Source organism: Halomonas sp. AOP7-B1-5, from assembly GCF_052353045.1.
Classification (GTDB): domain Bacteria; phylum Pseudomonadota; class Gammaproteobacteria; order Pseudomonadales; family Halomonadaceae; genus Vreelandella; species Vreelandella colorata.
The window spans coordinates 60,024-84,879 of sequence record NZ_JBQTDC010000017.1 but is presented as its reverse complement, the minus strand read 5'-3'; the positions used below and the strand labels follow the sequence as shown (position 1 = coordinate 84,879).

The 24,856-nt window shown below is 56.0% G+C and carries 15 protein-coding genes; 9 read left to right on the top strand and 6 right to left on the bottom strand.

Annotation, left to right across the window (positions count from 1 at the left end; translation table 11 throughout):
* Window positions 1-290 (top strand): hypothetical protein (locus ACT3XD_RS10440; protein WP_444280559.1); only part of this gene is annotated, 290 nt, incomplete at its 5' end.
* Between the two features lie 391 nt (window positions 291-681).
* Here ACT3XD_RS10440 and recD read toward each other — a convergent pair.
* Together recD and recB are read right to left on the bottom strand one after the other, a co-directional pair.
* Window positions 682-3,009, bottom strand: a complete 2,328-nt coding sequence (gene recD, locus ACT3XD_RS10435; RefSeq protein WP_192538786.1) for an exodeoxyribonuclease V subunit alpha — start codon at window positions 3,007-3,009, stop codon at window positions 682-684.
* The gene (gene recB, locus ACT3XD_RS10430) at window positions 3,006-6,767 is read right to left on the bottom strand and encodes an exodeoxyribonuclease V subunit beta (RefSeq protein WP_192538785.1); all 3,762 of its coding nucleotides are present in this window, start codon (window positions 6,765-6,767) and stop codon (window positions 3,006-3,008) included. The genes recD and recB overlap by 4 nt, the downstream gene beginning before the upstream one ends.
* 246 nt (window positions 6,768-7,013) lie before the next feature.
* On the opposite strand from recB, the gene pncB reads away from it, so the two are divergent.
* A complete protein-coding gene (gene pncB / locus ACT3XD_RS10425; RefSeq protein WP_192538784.1) occupies window positions 7,014-8,192 on the top strand; it encodes a nicotinate phosphoribosyltransferase in 1,179 nt (392 codons plus the stop codon).
* Window positions 8,193-8,222: 30 nt separating this feature from the next.
* Here the strand turns inward: pncB and recC are convergent, their stop codons facing one another.
* A complete protein-coding gene (gene recC / locus ACT3XD_RS10420) occupies window positions 8,223-11,849 on the bottom strand; it encodes an exodeoxyribonuclease V subunit gamma (protein ID WP_192538783.1) in 3,627 nt (1,208 codons plus the stop codon).
* A gap of 146 nt (window positions 11,850-11,995) precedes the next feature.
* Between recC and ilvD the strand changes: the two genes are divergently transcribed.
* From ilvD to ACT3XD_RS10400, 4 genes are all read left to right on the top strand, one after another.
* Window positions 11,996-13,681 (top strand): dihydroxy-acid dehydratase, encoded by a 1,686-nt coding sequence (ilvD, locus tag ACT3XD_RS10415; protein ID WP_192538782.1) that lies wholly within the window; start codon window positions 11,996-11,998, stop codon window positions 13,679-13,681.
* A gap of 201 nt (window positions 13,682-13,882) precedes the next feature.
* Entirely contained in the window at window positions 13,883-17,491 is a 3,609-nt protein-coding gene (locus tag ACT3XD_RS10410) for a DUF4214 domain-containing protein (protein WP_444280558.1), read from the top strand.
* A gap of 115 nt (window positions 17,492-17,606) precedes the next feature.
* Window positions 17,607-18,800, top strand: coding sequence for a chromate efflux transporter (chrA, locus tag ACT3XD_RS10405; protein WP_192538780.1), 1,194 nt, complete (start codon window positions 17,607-17,609; stop codon window positions 18,798-18,800).
* A 109-nt stretch (window positions 18,801-18,909) separates the two neighbouring features.
* Entirely contained in the window at window positions 18,910-19,089 is a 180-nt protein-coding gene (locus tag ACT3XD_RS10400) for a hypothetical protein (RefSeq protein ID WP_018918646.1), read from the top strand.
* A gap of 82 nt (window positions 19,090-19,171) precedes the next feature.
* Here ACT3XD_RS10400 and ACT3XD_RS10395 read toward each other — a convergent pair whose 3' ends face one another.
* The gene (locus ACT3XD_RS10395; RefSeq protein WP_018918645.1) at window positions 19,172-19,444 is read right to left on the bottom strand and encodes an XRE family transcriptional regulator; all 273 of its coding nucleotides are present in this window, start codon (window positions 19,442-19,444) and stop codon (window positions 19,172-19,174) included.
* A 212-nt stretch (window positions 19,445-19,656) separates the two neighbouring features.
* Here ACT3XD_RS10395 and purE point away from each other — a divergent pair, with 212 nt between their 5' ends.
* The 3 genes from purE (at window position 19,657) to ACT3XD_RS10380 (ending at window position 23,062) form a co-directional block, all read left to right on the top strand.
* A complete protein-coding gene (purE, locus tag ACT3XD_RS10390) occupies window positions 19,657-20,172 on the top strand; it encodes a 5-(carboxyamino)imidazole ribonucleotide mutase (RefSeq protein WP_192538779.1) in 516 nt (171 codons plus the stop codon).
* Between the two features lie 11 nt (window positions 20,173-20,183).
* A complete protein-coding gene (locus ACT3XD_RS10385) occupies window positions 20,184-21,305 on the top strand; it encodes a 5-(carboxyamino)imidazole ribonucleotide synthase (protein WP_192538778.1) in 1,122 nt (373 codons plus the stop codon).
* Between the two features lie 149 nt (window positions 21,306-21,454).
* Window positions 21,455-23,062: a sensor domain-containing diguanylate cyclase gene (locus ACT3XD_RS10380; protein WP_192538777.1), complete on the top strand. Its 1,608-nt coding sequence runs from the start codon at window positions 21,455-21,457 to the stop codon at window positions 23,060-23,062.
* Here ACT3XD_RS10380 and ACT3XD_RS10375 read toward each other — a convergent pair.
* A complete protein-coding gene (locus ACT3XD_RS10375; protein WP_192538776.1) occupies window positions 23,059-23,844 on the bottom strand; it encodes a TraX family protein in 786 nt (261 codons plus the stop codon). The genes ACT3XD_RS10380 and ACT3XD_RS10375 overlap by 4 nt on opposite strands.
* A gap of 237 nt (window positions 23,845-24,081) precedes the next feature.
* Complete coding sequence (locus ACT3XD_RS10370; RefSeq protein ID WP_192538775.1) at window positions 24,082-24,852, bottom strand: transporter substrate-binding domain-containing protein; 771 nt, start codon at window positions 24,850-24,852, stop codon at window positions 24,082-24,084.
* Window positions 24,853-24,856 lie beyond the last annotated feature (4 nt).

Sequence of the window (24,856 nt, the reverse complement as noted above, 5' to 3'; positions counted from 1 at the left end):
ATAGCTTGTATTATTCAATCGTAATAATGTCAACCTTAGGAGATTCAGGCATTGTTATAAAAAATACTTTTGTCCGGTTGATAGTTGTATCTCAAGTAATAGCTACTCTTTCGCTAACGATTTTTAAAATCGTAGAACACTATAGCAATCATTCCTTAGTAGAAGCTAGAATGTCAGAATTAAAAATTTTAAATGAAATTAAAAATATTAACCGAGATGGTTTAGAGGATGGGAAGCCAAGGTTGCTTAAGGAATTATTAAGAAAAATTTTTAATAAACATAAACGTTGAAAAGATAGCTATGATTAATATGATGTATCAAGTATGAGTATGGGCTCTTTTTTATTGATAATTTAATTTTTTGTAAGTGATTTTTCCATTGATAGATATTGGTGCTAAGCTGATTTCTGGTTATAATATAAAGTATTGAATTTAAGGTGATGTTATATTTAAATAAGATGAATGACAATTTTATTATATTGTCGAGGCCGAAAGTGCAACCTACGATGTTTTAAAGAATGCGCTATATTTACTAGGATAATGATCGTTAAAACTGGCGCAATGTCTTTAATGTTGATGTTTGATCAGCATAGTGAGGATTTTAAATAGTAGGAAGGGTAATGACAGCTCCTAATCTGAACAGTCCATACGCAGCTAGAAACTAACAATATTTTTAAAAAATTTAATTGTCCCCTATCCCGCTAACCCGCATAACCTCCCTAACCACCGCATCATTCAAAATCCCCCGTTTGGCTTCCACCAAGGTAAGCCATTCGCGGGCGCGGGTGATGCCGGTGTAGACCAGCTCGCGCGTCAGAATCGGGTTGGGCGTTTGCGGTAGCAGTAGTGCGGTGTGCAAAAACTCCGAGCCCTGGGATTTGTGCACTGTCATCGCGAATACGGTTTCCACCGCGTGCAGGCGGGAAGGCAGTACCCAGCGGATGGGATTTTTCGTATCGCTGGTCGGAAAGGCGACTCTATATAAGGTTCTTCCTACGCCGCGCGGGTCGGGTACTGCTAGCGTAATGCCAATATCGCCGTTCATTAGCCCCAGGCTGTAGTCGTTTTGCGTGACCAGCACTGGGCGGCCTTCATACCAGCCTTTCTCTAGTTCGATATCGCTTGCGCTTAATAGCGTGTGGCTGCGCAGTACCTTGGCGATGCGTAAGTTCAAGCCCTCCACGCCCCACGGCCCTTTGCGTAGCGCGCAGAGCAGTTGGAAGTGGCCGTAGGCGTTTAGTACGTCGCTGGCCCAGGTGTCGTAGGCCTTTTTGTTTTCCTCAAAGGCTAGCGTTACCTCGGGGCGCTGTTGGTTTAAAACCGTGAGGTAGTGTCGGTAGCCCGTGGGTGGCGCTATTTCCTCATTGGTTTTCTTATCAAGGCGGCCTTTACCGGCATTGGGGAAGCGCTCCGGAGAGCCGGTCACTACCAGGCGCTCCAGGGCGCTGTCATTTTCCCCGCCCAGCACCAAATGATGCAGGTCGGCGTAGCCGTGGCGCAGGGCGCTGTGTACGGCGTTCTGCTTATCGCGTTCGCTAAGCGTGGCGCTTAACGGCTGGTTAATCGCCTCGGCCAACTGGCCAATGCCGCTGGCGGCGTCAAAGCGGTGGCTTACCCGCAGCATGGTAATCGCCTGGTCAAGCGCTTGGCCGTTGGGGCAGGTTAGCGCTTCGGGCAGCGGGTGACTGGTGAGAGTGGCAAGCCATTTGGCGGTTTCTGGCGTGTAGTGGGCGGCCTCGGCACGGCGGCATAAATCACCGAGTACGGCACCGGCTTCCACAGAAGCGAGCTGGTCTTTATCGCCCAGCAGCACCAGCTTGGCGTGGGCGGGCAGGGCGCTTAACACGGCAGTCATCATTTCGATATCCACCATGGAGGCTTCGTCGATCACCAGTACGTCCAACGCCAACGGATTGTTGGGGTTGTGGCGGAAGTGGCGGGTGTCGGGCCTGGCGCCTAGTAGCCGGTGCAGGGTGGTGACTTCTGTGGGGATGGAGGCTTGTAGCTGTTCAGTGCTTGAATCTTCGCCCAATGAATTCGGCTCCCACAATTCACTCTGCTCCCATAGCGCCGCAAGGTCTTCGATAGGCAACTGGCTTACCTGCCCGGCGATGGATTCATTGAGCCGGGCGGCGGCTTTGCCGGTGGGGGCGGCTAAGCGAATGCGTAGCGCCTGCGTTGGCGAGTGGGCCAGTTGCAGGGTTTGCAGCAGGGCGAGCAGGCGCACAACGGTGGTGGTTTTGCCGGTGCCGGGGCCGCCGGTAATAATCGCAAAGTGGCTGCGGGCCGCCAGCGCGCAGGCGATCTTTTGCCAATCCAGGGTCCCGTTGTCGGGGAACAGGGTGTTCAGGGCTTGTTGGAGTAAATGGGGGTGACTAGCGTCACCCTTCGCCGATGTGTCGGACCACCAATGAACTGGGCTCCCACAGGAACTGTCTGGCACCTCAGATATGGTCAAGCGAGCGGCGATTTCCTGGTGCAGGGTTTGTTCGTACTGCCAGTAGCGGCGCAGGTAAAGCCGGGTGGTGTGCGGGGTGTCGGAGCGCACCAGCGGCGTGTTGCCGTGGCCGTTGCTGATCAGCGTGGGGTGATCAAGCGCGGCCTGCCACTCGGCAAGCGTTAGCGTGGTTAATACCTCGCTGGGTAGCGGCGGCGGGTCGCTTAGGTCATCGCCTTCTGGCGGTAACGAAAGGGCGAAGTCCGGTGCGTTCAGCGTGGCGTTTAAGTCCAAGCACACATGGCCTCGGCCCAGCTGGTGGCTGGCAAGCGCAGTGGCTAGCAGAAGCAGCGGCGGCACCTGGCCTCCCTCGCGGGCGAAGAAGCTGACCAGCGCGCGGTCCAGGTCGCGCAGCCAACCTCTGGCGACCCAGCGCTCGCAAAGCGCCATTAAGGTGCCCGTATCGTTCAGCGCAAGGTGCCGTTGGTGGCCAAGCGCTGGGGTGTTGTTACTCGGTGTGGCAGGCGCAGGCTCGTTTTCGCCGAACAGGTCCAGGGTTTGTGAGTCTTTCATGCCGTTTCCTTAAGGCCAGCGCCGCTGGCCGTGCCTGCAAATAACGCATCCAATGCTTCAATCAGCGCCACCGGGGCGGGTTCGGGGTGTACGCCGCGTGCAGGCGTCCGGCTGCCACGCAAAAATACGGTCAATGATCCGCCTAGATGGACGTGCGGGTCGTAGTTGGGCAGGCGGGCTTTTAACAGCCGGTGCAGCGCCAGCAGGTACAGCGCGGCCTGTAGGTCGTAGCGTTTTTCAAGCAGCGCGGCACTCAGTGCCTCGGCACTATAAGCGCTGTCGTCTGCGCCCAGGTAGTTGGACTTCCAGTCCAGTACGTAAAAACGCCCATCAAATTCAAACGCCAAGTCGATAAAGCCTTTTAGCATACCGTTGAGCGTGTCGGCATCCAGCGCCGGCCGGGCAAGGCCGGGAAGTAAGTGCTGGCTAACCAGTGCATCCAGCGCCTGCGTATCCACCTGATGGGCCGCAAACCAGAACTCCAGCTCTATCTGATAACCGCTTAGCTGTTGAAGCGCCACGGCACTTTGCTGGCCGGGAAGCGGCAGCTGGGTGCCGAGCAAATCCTCAAACCAGCCTGTCAGCGGTTCATACCACGCTTGCCAACCACGTAGTTGCAGGCGGCGGCGCAGAGTGTCTTCACGGGCGGCGGTGTCTTCAAGTGCCTTGGCAAAGCCCAGCTGGCCTGCCCATTCCAACAAGCCGTGTAGAAAGGTGCCTGGGCCGGGGCCGCGAGGGAAACGGTGCAGGTGGCTTGCGTTTGCGCTCGGCTGATCGCTGTCAGCGGGCAATGGGGAGTGAGTGGTTACACTCGCCATGGGCTGCCCGGTTAATGGAGAACCTTGCAGTAAATCTTGCGGCTCATCCAGCACTTCAAACGTGGTGGCTTCCTGGGGCGTGGTGGGTTCCGGCGTGGGGGCAGCGGTTGATAGCAGCCCTGAGATGCCGCCCGTGGTGCGCAGCGCCGAGTAGCTGGCGATCCACCACTGCTCGCGGGCTGGGCGCGTGGGCGTGCGGGCTTGCCCCAACGCTTCTTGCTGCTGAGCGGGCGTAAAGCACAGCGCGGTAGGGGCTGGCGCAGGTTCCAGGGCGATGTCGCTTTTATGGACCAGCGCGGCAAGCGCTTTGCCAAACTCATTGGGCGCAATGTAGTCACCGCCATTAAGCAGGTAACCCAGGGCACTGCCTTCGCCCTCCTTTAACGGCGCAAGCCCCAGCCAGGTGGCGTGGCGGGCGCGGGTAAGCGCCACGTAAAGCTTGCGTAAGTCTTCGCCAAGCCGTTCGCGGTCGGCGGTGGCGAGTGTTTCTGCATCGGCGCTTAGGCTTAGCTGTAAATTGCCTTCGCCATCGTGCCAGCGCAGCGGTACATCGCCTTTTTTAGTGGGGCGATGGTTGGCAATAAAGGGTAAAAATACCAGCGGGTATTCAAGGCCCTTGGACTTGTGAATAGTCACTACCTTGACCAGATCCGCGTCGCTTTCCAGGCGTAGCTTGTGGCTGTCGCCGTGGCTTTCCGGGTCGGCGATTGCTTCGGCCAAAAAGCGGATCAGAGCGTGTTCTCCATCCAACTCCTGGCTTGCCTGCTGGAGCAGTTCGCCCAGGTGCAGCAAGTCGGTTAGCAAGCGCTCACCGTCGGTAAACTCAAGCAGCCGGGCGGGAATATTAAAATCCACCATCAGCTTGCGTACCAGCGGCAGTACGCCCTGGAGTTGCCACAGGCGATGGTAGCGGCTGAACTGTTCCACTCGCGCTTCCCAGGCAAGCTCGCTTTGATTGAGGTGATCAAGCTCGCCCAGGCTAAGCCCGAGCAGCGAAGTGGCAAGTGCTGCGCGCAGCTTGGCTTCCGCCTGGCGCGAGTTAGCCTGTGGCTCGGCGCAGGCGCGTAGGCAGGTTTCCAGCTGCTGGGCGATGGGCGAGCTAAACACCTTATCGTTATCCGATAGGTAAACGCTTTTAACCCCACGACTGGCAAGCGCCAAGCGAATGGCGCGGGCTTCCTGCAGCCCGTTGACCAGCACCGCCATATCGGAGGATTTTAATGGCGTAAGTTCGCCCTCGGTTTTGAAACCCGCTTGCCGCTTGCGGCCCGCTTCGAGCAGGGCAGTCATGTGGGAAGCGCAGCCTTCGGCCATTTCAAGCTGGTAGGCGGTTTTGGAAAGCGGCTCGTCAGCCGCCATTTGCCAAAGCGTCATGGCGGGCAGCGGCGCGCCGTTCAACACCAATTGGTCGGCGCGGCCTTTGGCATCTACCGGCAAAAACGGCAGGGGGTTCTCGCCGCCTTGTTCACGAAATAAAAACGCGCCCGCTTCGTGCTTGTCGGCGTAGTTAAAGCAGTGGTTAACCGCGTTAACCATCGCCGCACTTGAGCGAAAGTTAGTGCCCAGCGTAACGTGGCGGCCATCGGTGTCGTGGCGGGCTTTCAGGTAGGTGAAAATATCCGCACCACGGAAGGCGTAAATGGCCTGCTTGGGGTCGCCAATCAGCATCACGGCACTGTCGCGGCGCGGTGTAGCAACGTTATACACCGCGTTAAAAATGCGGTACTGGATTGGGTCGGTATCCTGAAATTCGTCAATCAGCGCGACCGGGAACTGGCGCTTTATTTGGGCGGCCAGCGCTTCTTTATTGGGGCCTTGCAGGGCGCGGTCGAGGTGTGTGAGAAGGTCGTTGGGACCCATTTCAGCGCGGCGCTCCTGCTCGCGCTCCAGGCGCTGGCGGCACCACTGCACGGCGTGAATTAACAGGTCGTTGCGCGGCTCGGGCAGGGCATTAAGCTCGCCGGGCAGGTGGGCGAGCGCTTCCCATACCTCAGGGCAGGGCGGCGTGCCCACTTTCCAGATATCGGCCATGCCCTCAGGCGTCATGCGCCGCCAGGCGGCATCGGTAAGCTGGGGGCGGGCAGCGTCGCCTGTGCACCATTCGCGCAGCGCTCCCAGCCAGTTGGCGCGGCTTTTGGCGTTAAAACTTTGCCCTTTGAAGGCCTTCTGCTTGGCGGCCTCTTCCAGCGCAGGCACCAGCCCATCCAGCCAGGCAGCCCAGGGGGCTTTTAACTCGCTGAGCTTGGCGGCGCGGGCGGCCTGGCAGGTAGTAAGCGTTTGCTCCGGCTCCGGGCGTTGTTCGCCCAGCGCGTCGCACTCGGGCAGCAGGCGCTGCAAGCTGGCGTGCAGGTCGTCGGGGGACTGCCAGTAGCTCACAATGCTGCCCAGCGCGTCGCCATCCAACGAGTAGTAGAAGGTGCGCCAGTAGTCGCGAACAACGTCTTGTTCCAGCTCGCGCTGGTCGTTCTCCAGGTTTAGTGAAAACAGGCTGCCGCTATCGAAAGCGTGCTCGCGCAGCATGCGGTAGCACCAGCTGTGAATGGTGGACACGGCGGCTTCGTCCATCCACTCGGCAGCCAGTGCCAGGCGCCGTGCGCAGGCGGGCCAAGCCGAGGGTGGGTACTCACTGCGCAGCTCTAGCAGCAGTTTATCGCCTGCATTTTCATCACTGCGAAAAACCTCAGCGGCTTCCACCAGCCGGTTACGAATCCGCTCGCGCAGCTCCTGAGTCGCGGCGTTGGTAAACGTGACCACCAGAATTTCAGGTGGTGTGAGCGGGCGGATAAAGGCGTCGTCGTCCTCTTTGCTGCGCCCACCCAATACCAGACGCACGTATAAAAGCGCGATGGTGAAGGTTTTACCGGTACCGGCGCTGGCCTCGATCAGGCGGCTGCCGTGCAAGGGCAGGCTCAAGGGGTTGAGTGGGGCGGGGTGGCTCATCACTGGTCTCCAGGAGCAGGCGCTAGCAGGCACAAAAACAACACGCCCCGAGTGGGGCAAATAGAGGCGGCTGGAGAACTATATCGCGATGCCCGTTAGGGAGCAAAAAGCAGCGAGCAAAAGGCACAAGCGAGCGGGTTGGGCTGGGAGCCGGCGCCGTCACCTGCTAATCTTGTCGGCTAGCCACTCTTGGGGCGATCTTGTTTACGCTACCGCGGCTTCTGTTCACGCTGACGATGAGACTCCATGCTAACCTCGCTTCTGGATAACGACTTTTACAAAATCACGATGCAGAATGCCGTGATTAAACGCTTTCCGTATGCCCATGCGCGTTACGCTTTTATCAATCGTGGCGAGCATGCCTTTCCGGAAGGGTTTGGCGCTGCGTTACGCCGCGAAGTCGATAATATGGCGGCGCTTCGCTTAAACGACGAAGAGAAGTGCTATCTCGAAACGACCTGCCCTTATCTGGACCCTACCTATCTCGATTTTCTGGCCGGGTTTCGTTATGACCCCAGCGAGGTCATTATCGAGCAGCAGGGGGCGGACCTTTCCGTAGTAATTGAAGGCCCGTGGTATCGCACCATTCTTTGGGAAGTGCCGTTGATGGCGCTGATCAGCGAGCTTTGGTATCAGCTGCGTGGTATTACGATTACCCCGGAAGCAGATGCGATGATTGAGCAGAGCGCCCAGGAAAAAATCGAGCTTTACCAACGCATGGGGCTCAAAATCGCTGAATTTGGTACGCGTCGGCGTTTCTCATTTAATGTTCACGACCGCGTGGTGGGCGCGCTTCGCCATCACGGCGGCGAGTCGTTTACCGGTACCAGTAATGTGCTGCTGGCGATGCGCCACGATGTGAAGCCGATTGGTACCCACGCGCATGAGTGGTTCATGTTCCACGGTGCCCGGTTTGGTTTCAAAATGGCCAACAGCCTGGCCCTTGAGCATTGGGTGGATGTGTACCGGGGCGACCTGGGCATTGCGTTAACCGATACGTTTACATCAAAAGCCTTTTTCGACAGCTTCGATAAGAAGTTTGCCAAGCTGTTTGATGGCGTGCGCCACGATAGCGGCGACCCTATCGACTTTGCCTCACAAACCATCGCGCACTATGAGCGCCTGGGCATTGACCCGCTGAGCAAGACGATTATCTTTTCCGATGCGCTTACCCCTGAAAAAATCGAGCGCATTCATGCCTTCTGCAAAGACCGTATCGGCATGGCATTTGGTATTGGCACCAACTTCACCAACGATGTGGGCGAAGAGCCCATGAACATGGTGATCAAGATGGTCGAGGCGCGCCCTGAAGGTCAGGGTTGGCTGCCGGTCATCAAGCTTTCCGATGTGGCCGAAAAGAACACCGGCGACCCGGAAATGATCTCGCTGGCCAATCGAATACTCCTGGTTAACCACCCGCATTAAGCGAAGCGCGCCTACTTTTACCGAGCAGTGCTACTCTTTCACCGCACGGTAGAGCGGCAGATAAAGGGCATCTGCCAGGGCGGCGAAGCGCAGGGCGGGGTTAGCCGCTTCCTGGTGACCCTCGTTAAACAGCGCTTCAAAGTGGGGCCATTGGCGGGCGAGGTAGGCGCTTTGCGCGACTTCGCCGGTCTGAAAGCGCCCGCCTTCATAGGTGCTTGCTGCTGCGCTAAAGGCATCGCTGTCGGCGGTGCTGTCCACCGTTCCGGCTTTACTCAGCCAGGCAAACGCTGCCTGCGGGGCCAACGGCAGCGGCAGGGTCATTCCTTCTTTCCAACACTGCACAATAGTCGCTAGATGGCCCTGGGCGGTATCCGCTGCTAGCGGTTCAAAGCGCGCATGGCCTGCCTTGGAAAGCAGCTGGGTGGTCATCGGCGACACCGCATTGGCAGCCAGGTGGGCCACCCAAGGGCGCAGTAGATGCTGCCAACGGTACTGCCCACGGCCACGCGCATTACTAATCAAGCTGTTACTCACCAGCAGTAGGCGGCAGCGCTTGCCGTTCTCATCCGTGCGCAGCTCGTTAATCCAATCGTTGACCGAAAGTTCGTGGGCGTTAAATGCGACCGCTTGGGGGGCTTCCACTGCAATGGGCCACTCTTCGAGTGCATCCTTATAGGCATCAAACAGCGTTTGCATGGGCTCGGCCAGCGATTCGCTCATGCGCTCGCCAAAAGCGCCTACCGCTAGCACGCCCTGGCCCTTGATGCGCTCAAGCGCGGCAAACATGGCTTCTTCACGGGGCTCGCCGTTATCCACCGCGCGGCGCTGGGCGGCAATCAGCTGATCCTGCAGCTGCCAGTGCTGCAGGCCGTTAAGCACAAACGGCTCGACGTCCAGCTGGGTCAAGGCTTCCTGCTCAAAATAAACCCCCAGGCGGGTGTTGAAGAACGCTTTGGCCGGTTCGCGCAGAAAGCTGCCTAGCTGGGCAAGCGTCAGTGGCACTTCCTGGTTAAATTCGAGCAGGGCGCTTTGCTGTTTATCGCTGCTCTTTTGTGAGGCGAGCAGCGCGTGCTGTTCGTGGGCATCGCGCCATTCGTGTACATAGGTAAATAGCCGGGCCTGGGAGGCTGAACTACCGGGCTGGGTAAAATAGCGATGGCTAAACGGTTGCAGTGGATGCTCGGTGGTCAGCGCTTCAATCAGTGGCTCGTCAGCCTGGCATTGGCTTACCCAGCCTGCCGCCAGGTGATCGCGTAGTTGGCCGACCAGCACGGAAGGCGGCATGGGGTTGTTGTCAATCTGGCTGCGGCCCACCCAACTGATATAGAGCTGCTGGCGCGCTGACAGCAGCGCCTCCAGAAACAGGTAGCGGTCATCTTCCCGGCGCGAGCGGTCGCCGGGGCGGTAGTCGCTGCCCATCAGGTCAAAATCCAGCGGCGGTTGGGAGCGTGGGTATTCGCCGTCGTTCATGCCCAGCAGGCACACCCGCTTGAAGGGAATCGCCCGCATCGGCATTAACGTGGCGAAATTGACCGCCCCGGCTAAAAAGCGCTGGGAGAGGCTGTGCTCATCAATCTGCGAGAGCCAGTGTTCGCGCACCATGGAAAGCGGCAAATTATCATCCAGTTTGGCCTCTTCGGTGCTGTCGAACAGCTGCTGAAGCGCACCTTCCAGCTTGGTCAGCATCACACTTTCTTCGGCGTCGTCGGTCAGAAAGAAGGTTTCCAGCAGTTCGCGCAGCCGGATGACCCAGTTGGCTGCGGTAGTCGGCTTGCAGAAAACCTCCCAGGTGGTTTCGAGCTTTTCAAGCAGCGTCGCCAGTGGCCCGGCAAGCGAGGCTTCAAGCCCGCCGATATCATCAAACGGCTCGATCCCCTGCCACGCATCCGCCACACCCACGGTGTAACCCAACAGCAAACGACGCAGGCCAAACGCCCAGGTGTTCTGGCTCAGGCCCTGGGGTAAATCAAGCTGCATGCGCTGCTGGGCGTTTAAGCCCCAGCGGATACCCGCACCTTCAATCCAACGGTTCAGCGTGGGTAAATCACGCTCTTCAATGCCGAAGCGGGCGCGGAGTGCAGGCACATCCAGTAGATCCAGCAGGTCGCTTACCGACAGGCGCAGCTCCGGCAGGCGCAGCAACTTTTCCAGGGCAATCATCAGCGGCAGGCGATGGCGGCTGGCCTGGTCTGAAAGCGTGTAGGGAATATAGCGCGGGTCATCGCGGCCAAGCGTGCGGTAGCTTGAGCGGTATTGACCAAACACTGCTTCGATATGCGGCGCGTAGCGGTCAATGTCCGGCACCATGACAATGATATCCCGCGGGCGCAGTTCAGGGTCGGCACTGAACGCGGCCAACAGCTGGTCGTGAAGAATCTCCACTTCGCGCTGGGGGCCGTGGGCGATATGAAACACAATCGAGTCGTCTTGGTTTACATCAACCGCAGGCCAAGTGGTTTGGGTTTCGGCCACCGGGCGCAGCTCACGGATATCATCCTGCAGTTGGCTGAGCAGGCAACTGTGCTCCGGCGTGCTGAACGGCTCGAACATATCGATACGCAGCGCCTGCTGCTCGAACAGGGTTTGATAGTTTCCTGCATCGTCGTGCTCATCCAGCAGGCGTAGGTAATCGCGCCCCTGTTTGCCCCAGGCCGCCAGCAGCGGCTGGGCGTGCAGGTGCAGGGCGCTGTCTACATCGCCATCGCCGAGTACGTCCAGCGCTTCGGGCATACCCGTTTTACGCTGTTGGCGGTAGCGGCTGGCGCGCAGCAAATCTTTGTGTTCGATGATATCCGCCCAGTAAAACTGGCAGGGGTTATGCACGCACAGCACGATCTGGCAGCAGCGCGAAAGCGCGGCCAGGGCTTCCAGCGTTTGCTGGGGCAGTGAGGAAATCCCGAAAATAATCAGCCGCCGGGGCAAGCCCTGCGGGCAAGCCTGGCCTTCCAGCTGTTCGGCGACCTGTAAGAAGCGGCTATGCACCTGAGCGCGGCTGCTATTAAGCCCGGCCTCGCCCTGGGTGGCGGCAACGTCGTCGCGCAGGGCGCGCCATAGCTCCGGCTGCCAGCGCTGATGTTCATCCAGCGGGCGCGCTTCGCCGCGAGCGGTAATGAGTACATCTTCGCCCCGTGCCCAGGCATCAAGCCAGTCGGCGCGGTACACCTGGTATTGGTCGAACAAATCCGCCAGGCGCTCGGCCAATTGATAATGCTTGCGCTGGTCGCGGTCGGTTTCCAAAAAGCGTGCCAACGGGGCAAAGGCGGGCTTCTCAGCCAAGCTGGGCAGTAAACGCAGCAAGCGCCAAACCAGGCGCGATTTATCAAACGGTGAGGTTTCAGGCACCGCCTGGGCGTCACCGGTGATATGCGTCAACACCGTGCGGTAGGCCTGCCATAAAAAGCGCGCAGGCAGGGTAACGTTCAGCGCCGCCGCAATGCCCGCGCCGCCCTGTGCCGGGTCTTCCGCCAGTGCCAGCTTTAGCCACTGCCCAATGCCGTTGCTCTGCACCAGAATCGTCTCGTTCTCAAGCGGCCCTAACGGATGAAGGCGCATCCACTCCACCGCCAGCCCGCGCAGGTCTTCCAGGCGGTTGGCATGCACCACCATAAAACCCGGCGTAAGAGACGATGTATTAGCAAGCAGCGAATGTGACGACATGCAGCGGTATTTCCTTCACGGCAGTAACGATAAGGCACAGTACTTAAGACGAGTACTATGGTGCCATAAGTTAAACGTATTGCGAGATGCTGCATAACCCCTCAAGCTGTGTTTATTAAACCGTGAATAACGCAAGAGAGTGCCCCATGACCGATACACCGAACCATACTCGCCGCCATTCCGCCCCTGTGGTTGATGGCGTGGGTAAAGCTGCCAGCCGTGCCATGCTACGCGCGGTAGGCTTTAACGATGCTGATTTCAAAAAGCCCCAGGTAGGCGTGGCCTCTACCTGGAGCATGGTGACACCCTGCAACAGCCATATCGGTGAGCTTGCCGAACAGGCCCGCGATGGTGCCGACGCCGCGGGCGGTAAAGGGGTTATTTTCAATACCATCACCATTTCTGACGGCATTGCCAACGGCACCGAAGGCATGAAGTACTCGCTGGTCTCGCGGGAAGTGATTGCTGATTCCATAGAGACCGTGGCGGGCTGCGAAGGCTTTGATGGTCTGGTCGCGATTGGCGGCTGCGATAAGAATATGCCGGGCTGCGTGATGGGGCTGGCGCGCTTGAATCGCCCCAGCGTATTTGTGTATGGCGGCACGATCATGCCGGGCAAAGGACATACCGATATCGTCTCGGTGTTCGAGGCTATGGGCGCTCACTCGCGGGGCGATATAGACCTGATCGAGCTCAAGAATATCGAAGAGACCGCGATTCCTGGCCCAGGTTCGTGTGGCGGTATGTACACCGCCAACACCATGGCGTCGGCCATTGAGGCCTTGGGCATGAGCCTGCCGGGCAGCTCCGCGCAAAACGCGATTTCCCAAGAAAAGCGTGACGACTGTAAAGCGGCAGGCGAGGCGGTGCTTGAGCTGCTGGAGCGGGATATCAAGCCTTCGGACATCATGACCCGCAAGGCGTTTGAGAATGCGATTACCGTGGTGATTGCCCTGGGCGGCTCTACCAATGCGGTGCTGCACCTTATCGGTATGGCGCGGACCATCGGCGTTGAACTGACGCTTGAAGACTTTACCGAGATCGGCAAGCGAGTGCCGGTAGTCGCGGATCTGCGTCCCAGCGGCCACTACATGATGAGTGAGCTTGTGGCGCTGGGCGGCATTCAGCCGCTGATGAAAAACCTGCTAGCCGTTGGCCTGTTACATGGCGACTGCTTAACGGTAACTGGCAATACGCTGGCGGAAAACCTCGCGGACGTTGCGCCTTATCCTGACGACCAGCAGATCATCGCGCCGCTGGATAAGCCGATTAAAGCCGAAAGCCATCTGCGTATTCTATACGGCAACCTGGCGCCCGAAGGTGCCGTAGCGAAGATTACTGGCAAGGAAGGTACGCGCTTCTCTGGTACGGCGCGGGTATTTGGTTCTGAAGAAGAAGCCCAGGCGCGGATTAACGATGGCACCGTCATAGCAGGCGATGTCGTGGTGATTCGCTACGAAGGCCCCAAAGGCGGTCCCGGCATGCGCGAAATGCTCACACCTACTTCCGCGATCATGGGCCGCGGCCTGGGTAATGACGTTGCACTGATAACCGATGGACGCTTCTCCGGCGGCAGCCACGGCTTTGTGGTTGGTCACGTATCGCCCGAGGCGTTTGAGGGCGGCCCGCTGGCGCTGGTGGAAAATGGCGACCGCATTACCATCGATGCCGAGGCGGATACCATCGAAATGCACGTGGCCGACGACGAGTTAATGCGCCGCCAAGCCGCTTGGCAACGCCCAGAGCCGCGCTATACCCGCGGTGTGCTGGCCAAGTACGCGCGATTGGTAAGCTCGGCTAGCACCGGTGCGGTAACTGATCAGAGTGAGTAAAAGGTTATTTTTTAGTACAGCGTTATTAAGGAAAGACTTTCTATCTATGAAGATAGTCATTAGAGGTTTTTGCATTTAGGGTTGCAAAATAATACAAATAAGTTAATTATTTTTAGCTATTTTGCTGTGGCTTTAGTTTTAAGCCACAGCCTATTAGCTAATGATGGCATCAAGACAAAATGAAAAAATAAGGGAATGATCATGTCGACCCATGCAACTATTCAAGCACTTTATTTAGCCATTTATAACCGTCCCGCTGATTGGGATGGGCTGCTCTATTGGGCGAGTCAACATAATACCAATAGCTTTGAGGAAATTAGCCAAGCGTTTACGCAATCGCCTGAATTCGCGGATTTATATGCTGGCTTGGATGCCAATGATCAAATAAATGCGTTGTATCAACATTTGCTCGGACGTGATGCAGACCCTGAGGGGCAAAATTATTGGGCTGAGAGGCTTGAAAGTGGCGAAACTTTCGCTGATGTCGTGCGCTACGTCATTAACGCTGTCACAGGCCAGGATGCAAGTATTTTAGAACAGCGTGTTAATGACGCGCTCACGCAAACCTACAGTAATCTCATGGATATGCTCTACGCGGGCTATTACGGGCGCGCGCCAGACGCAGAAGGAAAAGCCTACTGGGTTGAAGCAATGCAATCCGCCGAGGGAAATTTAGGCTTGATTGTCGAGGCTTTTGGTAATTCAGATGAATATATGGAGAAATATGCTGATCTGGATAGTCGTGCGCAGATTACAGCTCTCTACGACAATATGTTCAATCGTGAGCCTGATGCTGAAGGTGCTACTTACTGGGCAGAAAAACTGGACAACGGCTCACTAACGCTTTCTACGCTAGCCTTTACTCTGGCACAGTCTGCAGCCGCGGTAGACAAGCAGGCTTTTGAAGAGAATATCGCTGTGCTCAATGAGCCAGAGCCGCAACCAGAGCCAGAGCCGCAACCAGAGCCAGAGCCGCAACCAGAGCCAGAGCCGCAACCAGAGCCAGAGCCGCAACCAGAGCCAGAACCGCAACCAGAGCCAGAACCGCAACCAGAGCCAGAACCGCAACCAGAGCCAGAGCCAGAGCCGCAACCAGAGCCAGAGCCAGAGCCAGAGCCAGAGCCAGAGCCGCAACCAGAGCCAGAGCCAGAGCCGCAACCAGAGCCGGAGCCAGAGCCGCAACCAGAGCCGGAGCCAGAGGACGTCAAAATTACGTTTGATGGTACAGCTATCAACGCTGGTCAGCCTGGGGCAGAAATTGGTCTTGTGAAAGCGATTTCTGACGCAGCTGAAGTGGTTTACGACTTTAGCCTATCAGGGGATGAGCGCTTTGAGCTTGATGTCGATGTTGACGTTGGCACGATGCTCAAACTAAAGGAAGGTAGCTCACTTGAAGATGGTGAGAAAGTCGAGCTGACGCTATCGGTAACTGATGGTAACGGCATTATTACTAGCGATACGTTCATTGTAGGTGATGGTTTCTTATCAACTGGTGAGGGAAGTGATGTTCTCCGCGCCGGGGATGAGGGGGCTATTCTGCGTGGTGGCGCTGGTACCGACACCATGTTGGGTGGAGAGGGTAATGATACCTTTGTAGTGGTCGGTGATGTGTCTTCAGGTGGAAAGGTGGAAAGTGCAGATACCACCAAAGCATTAGGTTTCCCTATTACCGATTTGAACGGGACAGTGTTCAACGAAGATGATAATGGCGGTAAAGGGCGTATCGATGGCGGGGGCGGGTCGGATACGCTTTATGTGATTGGTACAGCCGACCTGAGTAATTACGACATTACGGGCGTGAACACTGTGGAAATTCGCTCCTCAGTGGAATTTAGTATCAAGCAACTTGAAAAGTTTATTTCTTTAACCGGGGATGGCAGTAGCACCTTGCGCATAAGCGCCGATGAACCCACTACTTTCAGTTTGGGGGAAGGCGTGACACTTGCCTATCTCGGCGAGATTGAGTTGGGGGAGGGTGTAACCCTGGAAGTTGATTCTCTGGATGCCATGGGCGGGGCGCGCATTATCAGCGGTAATGGCACGCTAAGCACAACATCTGATCTGGGCAGCATGGCAGGCTATACCCTTACGGACAGCCTGACGGTCGAAGGTACTGATGCTAGTGAAGCCCGCCGTGTTGACTCCGTGGCTCGAGAGATTGATGAAGCTGGCATAATTCTCGGTACCGATGGTGATGACTATCTGAGAGGCACTGCTGGTGACGATATAATTGATGGCCTTGATGGAGATGATGTGCTTGTCGGCTTGGGTGGTAAGGATACCTACCGAATTTCTGGCTCTGGCGAGAAAACTATCATCGATAGTGGGCGCAACAGCATATTAGACCTTTCTTTAGCCGAAGGGCCTGCCGTCGTTGACCTCATCGATGGTGGTAAAATAAATGGTGGTGCTGAAGAGGGTGGCGCCACTATTTTACTGGGCACCGGTATAGGCGCTACTGGCCTGCAGCCGCTCGATATCATGCTATCTCAAGATCTTTCAGGCTCTTTTTCCGCTGACTTATATACCATTAACTCTACAGGTTTCATTGATGACTTGATCAGTGGAGTGCGCAATATTCAGCCCAACAGCACCTTCGGTGTGGCAACTTTCGTTGATAAGCCGATAAGCCCTTTTGGTGCTCCTCCTAGCGCTTGGAGTGAAGGTGATTACGAGTATCGTACTGATGCGCCATTATCGCTAGATCCAGAAGGCCTACGCCGCGCTTACGAGGAAATGATCATAAAATCTGGTGCCGATGGCCCTGAGGCACAGTTGACGTCGCTGCTTCAAATTGCGCTTCGTGCTGAGGATCCGCTGGTTTACCTAGAAGATGGCAGCGTGGATATGGATGCCACTGGCATAGGTTATCGTCCTGATGCGCTGCGTACTTTGGTGCTGCTCACCGATGCGGACTATCACGTAGCCGGTGACGGCGCTGGAAAAGGACTTTGGTCTGACCTCGATTTGCCGCCTAATAATGGCGATCGAATTCTTGATGGCGACCCTATGGGCACCGGTGAGGACTATCCCTCTATTGAGCAGGTCAGAGAGGCGCTTGAGGCAAGCAGTGTTTATCCAATTTTTGCTGTCACGTCTTATGCCACTTCGATTTACGAAGATCTTGTCGAGCAACTAGGATTTGGTGCCGTGATTGAGCTGTCTTCTGACAGTAGCAACCTGGTCGAAGTGCTCACAACGAGTCTTGAGGATTATAAGGCTGATTTCATAGCAGAGGTAATCGGTACTGATTTTGACGATAAACTCACGGGTAACAGCCTGGATAACACGATCAATGGTGGCGCGGGTGATGACTGGATCTACGGGCTAGGTGGGGATAACACGCTCACGGGTGGTGAAGGCGCAGATACCTTTGTCATTGGCTTTTCCGGCTCGTCGCGGGGTGTGACTACCCTAACTGATTTCTCTGTGGATGAGGGCGATATCATCGCACTTGATAGCACCGGCTTATTGAACTTTGGAGAAGAAGTGGCTGATGGTGAGGCCCTTGGTGCTGAACGGTACGTAACACGTGATAGCCTGGCCGATATCGAGGCAAGCGATATGGGAGTGATCGTTTTACAGACAGAAGCTACCTCAACGGATATCGCTAACACGCTCTCGGATGAAAGTGTCTCAGCATACGTTGTGGTATTTAACAGTGATAACAACGTGGCAGAACTGTGGTTTGATGCTGATTGGAGTGATACTGAAGATCGCGAGCAGGTCGCCGCTGTTGAGTCGCTGGATGAAGTGGCGGATGTGATTGGCTTGAGCGAGAGTGACTTCGCTTTATCGGTTATTGCCTGATTGTAGCTTTTACCGTCCGTTGTATGATTGGCATATGAATTATTTATATTCCTGTCATTAAACAGTCAAGCGCAAGGTTTATCCTTGCGCTTTTTTATGGACCAAGAAAAGTATCATGGCAAAGCAATCAGGAGCTCAAGTACGTATCAGCGAAGTCTTCAGCGTTTTTCTATGGCTCGGCCTGACCTCCTTTGGTGGGCCGGTGGCGCATCTGAGCTACTTTCGTACCGAGTTTGTAGAGCGCCGTCGATGGATTTCTGAAGCGGCCTATGCGGATCTGGTCGCGCTCTGTCAGTTCTTGCCGGGACCGGCTAGCAGCCAGGTAGGTTTCGCCCTGGGGTTAATGCGCGCCGGGCCTTGGGGGGCGGCGGCGGCGTGGCTTGCCTTTACACTGCCTTCGGCCATTGTGCTGGTGCTGTTTGCGTTGGGCGCAGCGGTGTTGGATGGCCCTGTTGCCAGCGGCCTTATTCACGGTTTGAAGATCGTTGCGGTGGCGATTGTGGCCCACGCTGTGTGGGGCATGGCACGCAACCTGTGCCCGGATAAAACGCGTACAGGCATTGCGCTACTGGCGGTGTTTACCGTGGGCTTCTTAAGCGGGCCGATGGGGCAGGTCAGTGCCATCGTGGCAGGCGGATTAGCGGGTTTAATACTCTGCCGTGAAGCGTCGATGCCGACACCAGAACAGCTCCACTTCTCCATCTCGCGCCAAGCAGGCGTTGTCGCACTGATATTATTTGCTGGGTTTTTAATTGTGCTGCCGCTGCTTGCGGGGAGTGCCGTATGGCTGGATATTCTCGATGCGTTCTACCGCTCGGGCGCGCTGGTATTTGGCGGTGGGCATGTGGTACTGCCGCTACTGGAAGCGGAAGTGGTGCAGTCGGGCTGGGTAACGCCGGATGCGTTTTTAACCGGCTATGGGGCGGCGCAGGCCGTTCCTGGGCCACTATTTACCTTTGCGGCTTATTTAGGTGCGCTGCTGCCTGGGGTTAATGGGCTGGCGGGGGCGCTATTGGCCCTGCTGGCAATTTTTGTGCCGGGCTTTTTACTGCTGGTCGGCGTACTGCCATTTTGGAATCGCTTTCGCCAGTGGGGTAGTGCTCAGGCGCTAATGCGCGGCGCCAATGCCGCGGTGGTCGGGATTCTGGGGGCGGCGCTCTATCAGCCGGTATGGACCAGCGCGATTATTGGGCCGTATGAATTTGCCTTGGCACTGACAGGATTTTTGCTGCTGACGGTGTGGAAACTTCCTGCCTGGGCGGTGGTTATAGTGATTGCGTTGGGCGGTCTTTTGATATCGACGTTATAGGTAGGCCTGGTTTTGCGATTAATCAAAAGCGGCCCAACGTCTTTTCCCTCGACGGTTTTGTCTTCTACGCTGGTAATACGTCAATTGTCGTAAATCCAAGGAGAGTAGAATGTCTACCCGACAAGCCCGCATCGACCCGGTGTTTGATGTCTCTGATCTGAAAGAAACCATTACTGGCTGGCAAGTCGTGGATGTATCCCAGCCGGAAAATGAAGTGGTGGTTTCTGAACATACCTCTGAGAAAGAAGCGATTCAGGCCGCCGAAGCGTTCGAGCAGCGCGAAGACTAGCTGGCTAGCTGCTGATTGGTGCCATAAAAAAACGCCTCGCATTTGCGAGGCGTTTGTCGATTTGGTGATGGGAGGGCTGCTGCTATGGCGCCTCCAGTTCTAGTGTGCGGCGCAGAACATTGAGTTCGTCAATGTTCAGGTGCTCAAGCCTGCCGGCGAGCAAATCGCTAATCTTCTGTACGGGAAGGCCTGCCTGGCGGGCAATCTCCCGACTTCCTAGGTCTGATACTGCAATCAAACGCGTGATAATGCGCATTAGGCGCGTGCGTTTTTCTAATTCCCTGACGTCGAGGTCAGGGCTGCTTCGCGGAGGATCCAGCGTTTCTGCGTGAGCAGTCGAGTATGCCGTACTCATGTGACTCCATAAGTCTGAAATGACGAATACACAATGCCGCCAACGCAGATGCTTTTCAATATTTAATTTGATGAAAATTTAGCGACATTTGTGAACACCCGCTTGCGCCCCAGCTCTGGTAAACTATGCGCCTCATTTTAGCGTGCGCTTCAGCTTCTGGCGTGCGGCACTTTTATCATTTTTTATAAGGCCACTGGCCGGGGAGAAATGGCATGTCGTCGAATAGCGCACCCAAAGTGGGCGTCATCATGGGGTCCAAATCCGATTGGCCGGTGATGGAGCATGCGGTCACGATGCTGGAGCGCTTAGGCGTTGCCTATGAAACGCGCGTGGTATCCGCCCACCGCACGCCCGACCTGCTGTTTGACTATGCTAAAAGCGCCGCTGGGCGTGGCCTGCAGGTGATTGTGGCCGGTGCCGGGGGCGCTGCCCACCTGCCGGGGATGGTGGCCTCACAAACGCCGCTGCCGGTGTTGGGCGTGCCGGTTGAGTCTAAAGCCTTGAAGGGGCTTGATTCACTGCTTTCGATTGCCCAGATGCCGGGGGGTATCGCGGTGGGTACACTGGCGATCGGTAAAGCGGGCGCGACCAATGCGGGCCTGCTGGCCGCTCAGATTGTGGGCCTGCAGGACAGTGCGGTACGTGATGCCGTCGATGCCTTCCGCGCCGAGCAGACCCAGCTGGTGCTGGATAATCCGGACCCGCGCCCTGCGCCGGATGCAGAATAAGGAGACACCCGATGAACATTGGCGTTCTAGGCGCAGGCCAGCTAGGCCGCATGCTGGCGCTCGCCGGTTATCCGCTGGGCAACCGGTTTACCTTTTTAGATACCACGGGTAATCCCAGCGCTGGCATTGGCGAGGTTATCGTTGATCCAGATAATCAGCATTTGGCGGAGTTTCTCGCCAAGGTGGACGTGGTCACCTATGAATTCGAGCATCTGCCGGTGTCGCTTGTGCAGGAGATCGAAAAACATAAGCCGGTTTATCCCAGCAGCCGGGCGATCGAGGTTTGCCAAAACCGGGTTGAAGAGAAAGCCCTGTTTGATCGTTTAAATATTCCGACACCGGCTTATCGCGTCGTTGAAAGTGCCGAGCAGCTTGAAGCGGCCGCCCGGGAGCTTGGCTGCCCGGTGGTAGCAAAATCCGTCACTGAAGGTTACGACGGTAAAGGCCAGGCGGTGTTAAAAGCCCCTGAAGAGGCGGCTGAGGCGTGGCAGAGCATCGGCCATGCGCAGCTGATCGTTGAAGCGTTTGTCGATTTTGTCCGTGAAGTGTCGATGATTGCCGTGCGCGGCCGCGATGGCGAAGCGGTTTTCTACCCCATGGCGGAAAACCAGCACGTGGGCGGCATTCTGCGCTACTCGGTGGCGCCGCTGCCGGATCTGGACGTTCAGGTTCAGCAAACCGCGGATACGTATATTCGCACCTTGCTGGACGAGCTGGATTACGTGGGCGTGCTGGCGCTTGAGCTGTTTCAGACCCGCGATGGCAGCCTGCTGGCCAACGAGATGGCGCCGCGAGTGCATAACTCCGGCCACTGGACAATGGATGGCGCGGTCACTAGCCAGTTTGAGAACCACCTTCGTGCGATTCAGGGATTGCCGCTGGGCAGCACCGTGGCCATTGCGCCCACCTGCATGGTCAATGTGATCGGCCAGGAAGGCGATAACGTGGCCATGCTCAAGCTTGCCAATACCCACCTGCATCGTTACGACAAAGCCGAGCGAGCAGGGCGCAAGCTAGCCCATGTGAACGTGGTGGCGACTACCCATACAGAGCTTCTGGAAAAGGTTCGCGCCTGCCAGGCATTACTGCCAGATGCTCCGCCGGTTGAGTGGAGTTTTGAGTCGTCGCTGTAACGCCAGCAGCGTACGAGAAAACGTTCTTGTTTTTGCACGCCAGGGGCTAGCGCAGAGGGTTGGTATCCTTAAAGTATTCCAACTATTGATTTAATAAATATGCATATCTGCCGATTATATAAAATAAGATTAATAATCAGGATGTCAGTATGCCGCCTCTTGCAAGGATGACCGCCAAGCTGTTCAGGTTTGGCGGCCATCCGTACGCTCATCAAAAAGCGGCTTGCCGTTTACAGGTAGAGAAAGTCTGCCTGCTCTATGAAAAGCTATGGCAGCCAGTGCTAACTAGCATATTTGCAGGTGGCCTGCTGGTAGCGGCGCTGTGGACAATCGTCAGCGCGCTATTATTGATGGGCTGGTTGGCTGCCTTAATACTGGTTTCGATATTACGTTTGAGGTTGGCTTATCGATATCATCATGCGTCGGCTAATAATCAAAAAAATCCCGATTGGTTGCTGTGGTTTTCTCAGAGCGCTTTTCTAGCTGGCTGTGTGTGGGGGGCTGCCTCGATTCTGTTTTTTAGCCCAGAGTACGCCAAACAAACGACTATTCTCACTATCGTGATGGCGGGCATTGCCGCTGGTGGTGTGACAACACTGTCGTCGGTATGGTGGGTGGCTATACTTTTTGTGATGCCAATCTTGCTGCCATTACCCATTCAGTTCTTGCTTTATGGCGGGCAACTTTCATCACAAATGTGCTTGCTGGTGCTGCTTTTCATGGGCCTGATACTGGTCACCAGCCGTAGGCTTAGCCACATTATCCACGACAACATCGCACTACGTGTGGAGATGGCCTCTAGAGAAGCCCTGCTTCAAGAGAGCGAAGATCGTTATCAATCTATTTATTTACACTCCCCGCTGGGGGGTCTGCACCTTGATTCGCAAGGCGTGATTACCAACTGCAATGACAAGCTGCTGGAAATATTGGGTGGTACACGCGATCAATTGCTTGGGTACTGCATGCTGGATCACCGTGCAGATCAGAAGGTAGCAACAGCGGTGGCTGATGCTCTGGAAAAAGGCACGGGGTACTACGAGGGTACCTTTTACCTACCCCGCCATGACCAGGGAACGCCGCTGCGATCGTTTTTCAACGCGGTGCGTACGGCAAGTGATCATAAGATCGGCGGTATTGCGATTATTGAAGATTTCACTGAGCAAAAGCGCTCTGAAGCGATAATTTATCGACAGGCTTATTACGATGCGTTGACGGATCTTCCTAATCGCCGACTGTTTATTGATAGCTTGAACCGCTTGAGCGATGAAAAATTGCTCAAAACCGGACTTATCGTGTTTTTGGATATGGATCGTTTCAAGCTTATTAACGATAGCTTGGGGCATGCTGCGGGGGATGACTTGTTAATACAGGTGGCTCGCCGCTTGGAGCAGTGCAAAGGTGAAACGGGGATGGCCGCACGTTTGAGTGGTGATGAATTTGTACTGCTAGCACTGTTCGAGACAGCCAATAGCTCAATAGCCGAACAGCAGGTTCAGGATTTTATGCAGCGGTTAGAGCAGATCCTTGCAGGCGCCTACCGCTTGGAAAACCGTTGGCTGAAAGTAACGCCCAGCATAGGCTACACCTGCTTTGAAACAGAGCATTGCGATGCTCCTGAAATGTTAAAGCAGGCAGATATTGCCATGTATCAAGCCAAAGCCGAGGGACGCAATCAGATGAAACGCTACCAGCCGTGGATGCGTAAGGCCGTTAAGGAAAACTTTACGCAGCCCGGCTCTTCTCAGCAAGACGTTTAAATGGCGAGTTGACCGCTGACAAGCAGCCACAGCGCTATTAAGGCAAAGTGCCCAGGATACCAGGCCAACCAAAGCCTACGCGGCATGGCAAGCTGTACGGGGGCGACTCGCCGGGCAGCGCCTGCGGCGAGTATCAGCACAACCAAGCAGGTAGCCACGGTAAAGGATTTAGCCATGTCCGAGGCGTTCATCTGACCGGCGATCCAAAGCACCGGAAATGCCGCGAGCCCTGCCCATAAGCGTGATTGAAAATGAGACCCTGCCTGACTTAGCGCGTGCATGGCAAACATGAGCAGAGGAATCAACAGCAGGCCGTTGTGACCATACTCCACCCAGAAGCCCAGCAGATACCAAAGCGTAACGCCTACCGCCGCACCTAGCAGAAGCCAGCCAAACCCCAGGGTTTGCTGTTGGTAATGCTGCCAGCCCTGGCGTACCAGCGTGCCCAGAGCCAGGCCACTTGCCAGGGTAAAACACACGTTAAGAATCAGCGCATCAGAGGCGCGCGGCATCAGCATGTAGGGCACTTGTGCTACCAGGCCGATAATTAGAATACGCCGCGAGTAGCGTAATGGATTACGCGTATTGAACAACCCATGCCAAGCCACCATGGCGGCAAATAGCGGAAAAGCGATTCGCCCAATGGAAGAACCTGCCCAGCTTAAATCCCAAGGAAGTACGTAGCGGGTAAGATGATCCACCGTCATGGTGATCAACGCGAGCCACTGGCCCCAGCCCGTCCAATGGGAAGAGGGTCGTAACGGTGACGATGCATTAGCCATAAAACCTCCCTGTCGGTCACTAGCTTGCTTTGAGAGACTGATAGTAGCACGGCTAGTTCACTGAATTTGCTCATCTTGGTAGCAATTCGAGGAAGCGCTGTATGTAAGCCAAGGTTTAAAGATAAGAAAATGCCCAGGAACGGCGTCATGGGGCAGCAGTAGAAAAGAGGTGAGGAAATAGAATGGAAGGGGCTAAGCAGGGGCTTCTCCCCGGCATAAACCGGGGAGAAGAGACGATTACTCTTCGCCGAAGTAGCGGGCGTGGATTTCGTCGTAGGTGCCATCTTCTTTCAGAGTGGCGAGCGCTTCGTTGAATTTCTCGGCAAGCGCTTCGTCACGCTGGCGGAAGGCGATACCAAAGCCGTCGCCAAAGTACTCTTTAGGCTCGGAGATTTTCTCGCCCACGATGGTGTAGTCGCCATCTTCGTTCTCAACCAGAGTGGACTGGCCGATCGGGAAGTCGAGGAAGACGATATCCAGACGCTGAGCGTCCATATCCAGCACCATATCATCGGCAGTAGAGTAGCGGCTGATATCGGCGACACTGCTGTAGTTGTCGGTGACGTAGTTGTCCTGAAGCGTACCGCGCTGAACGCCGATGGTCAGGCCTTCAAGGGTCTCTTCGTTGGCTTCATCGATATCCAGGTCGCTTGCCGCAAACCAGGCTGACGGCATGGTGATGTAGGGCTCTGAGAAAAGCACCTGCTGGCGACGCTCATCGTTAATCGTCATGGACGACATGACCGCATCATAGTTACGTGACAGAAGACCCGGAATAATGCCGTCCCACTCCTGCTCGACCCATTCACAGGTAACGCCGATTTCTTCACACATGGCGTTACCCAGGTCAATATCAAAACCGGTTAGGTCGCCTTCAGCAGTGCGGTATTCCATCGGAACGTAAGGAACATCAACGCCGATGCGCACGTGGTCATAGTCGCGTGCCTGTGCAGAAGAGGCCGCAGCCACCGCCAAGCCGATCAAGGAAACCGATAGCAGTTTTTTCATTATT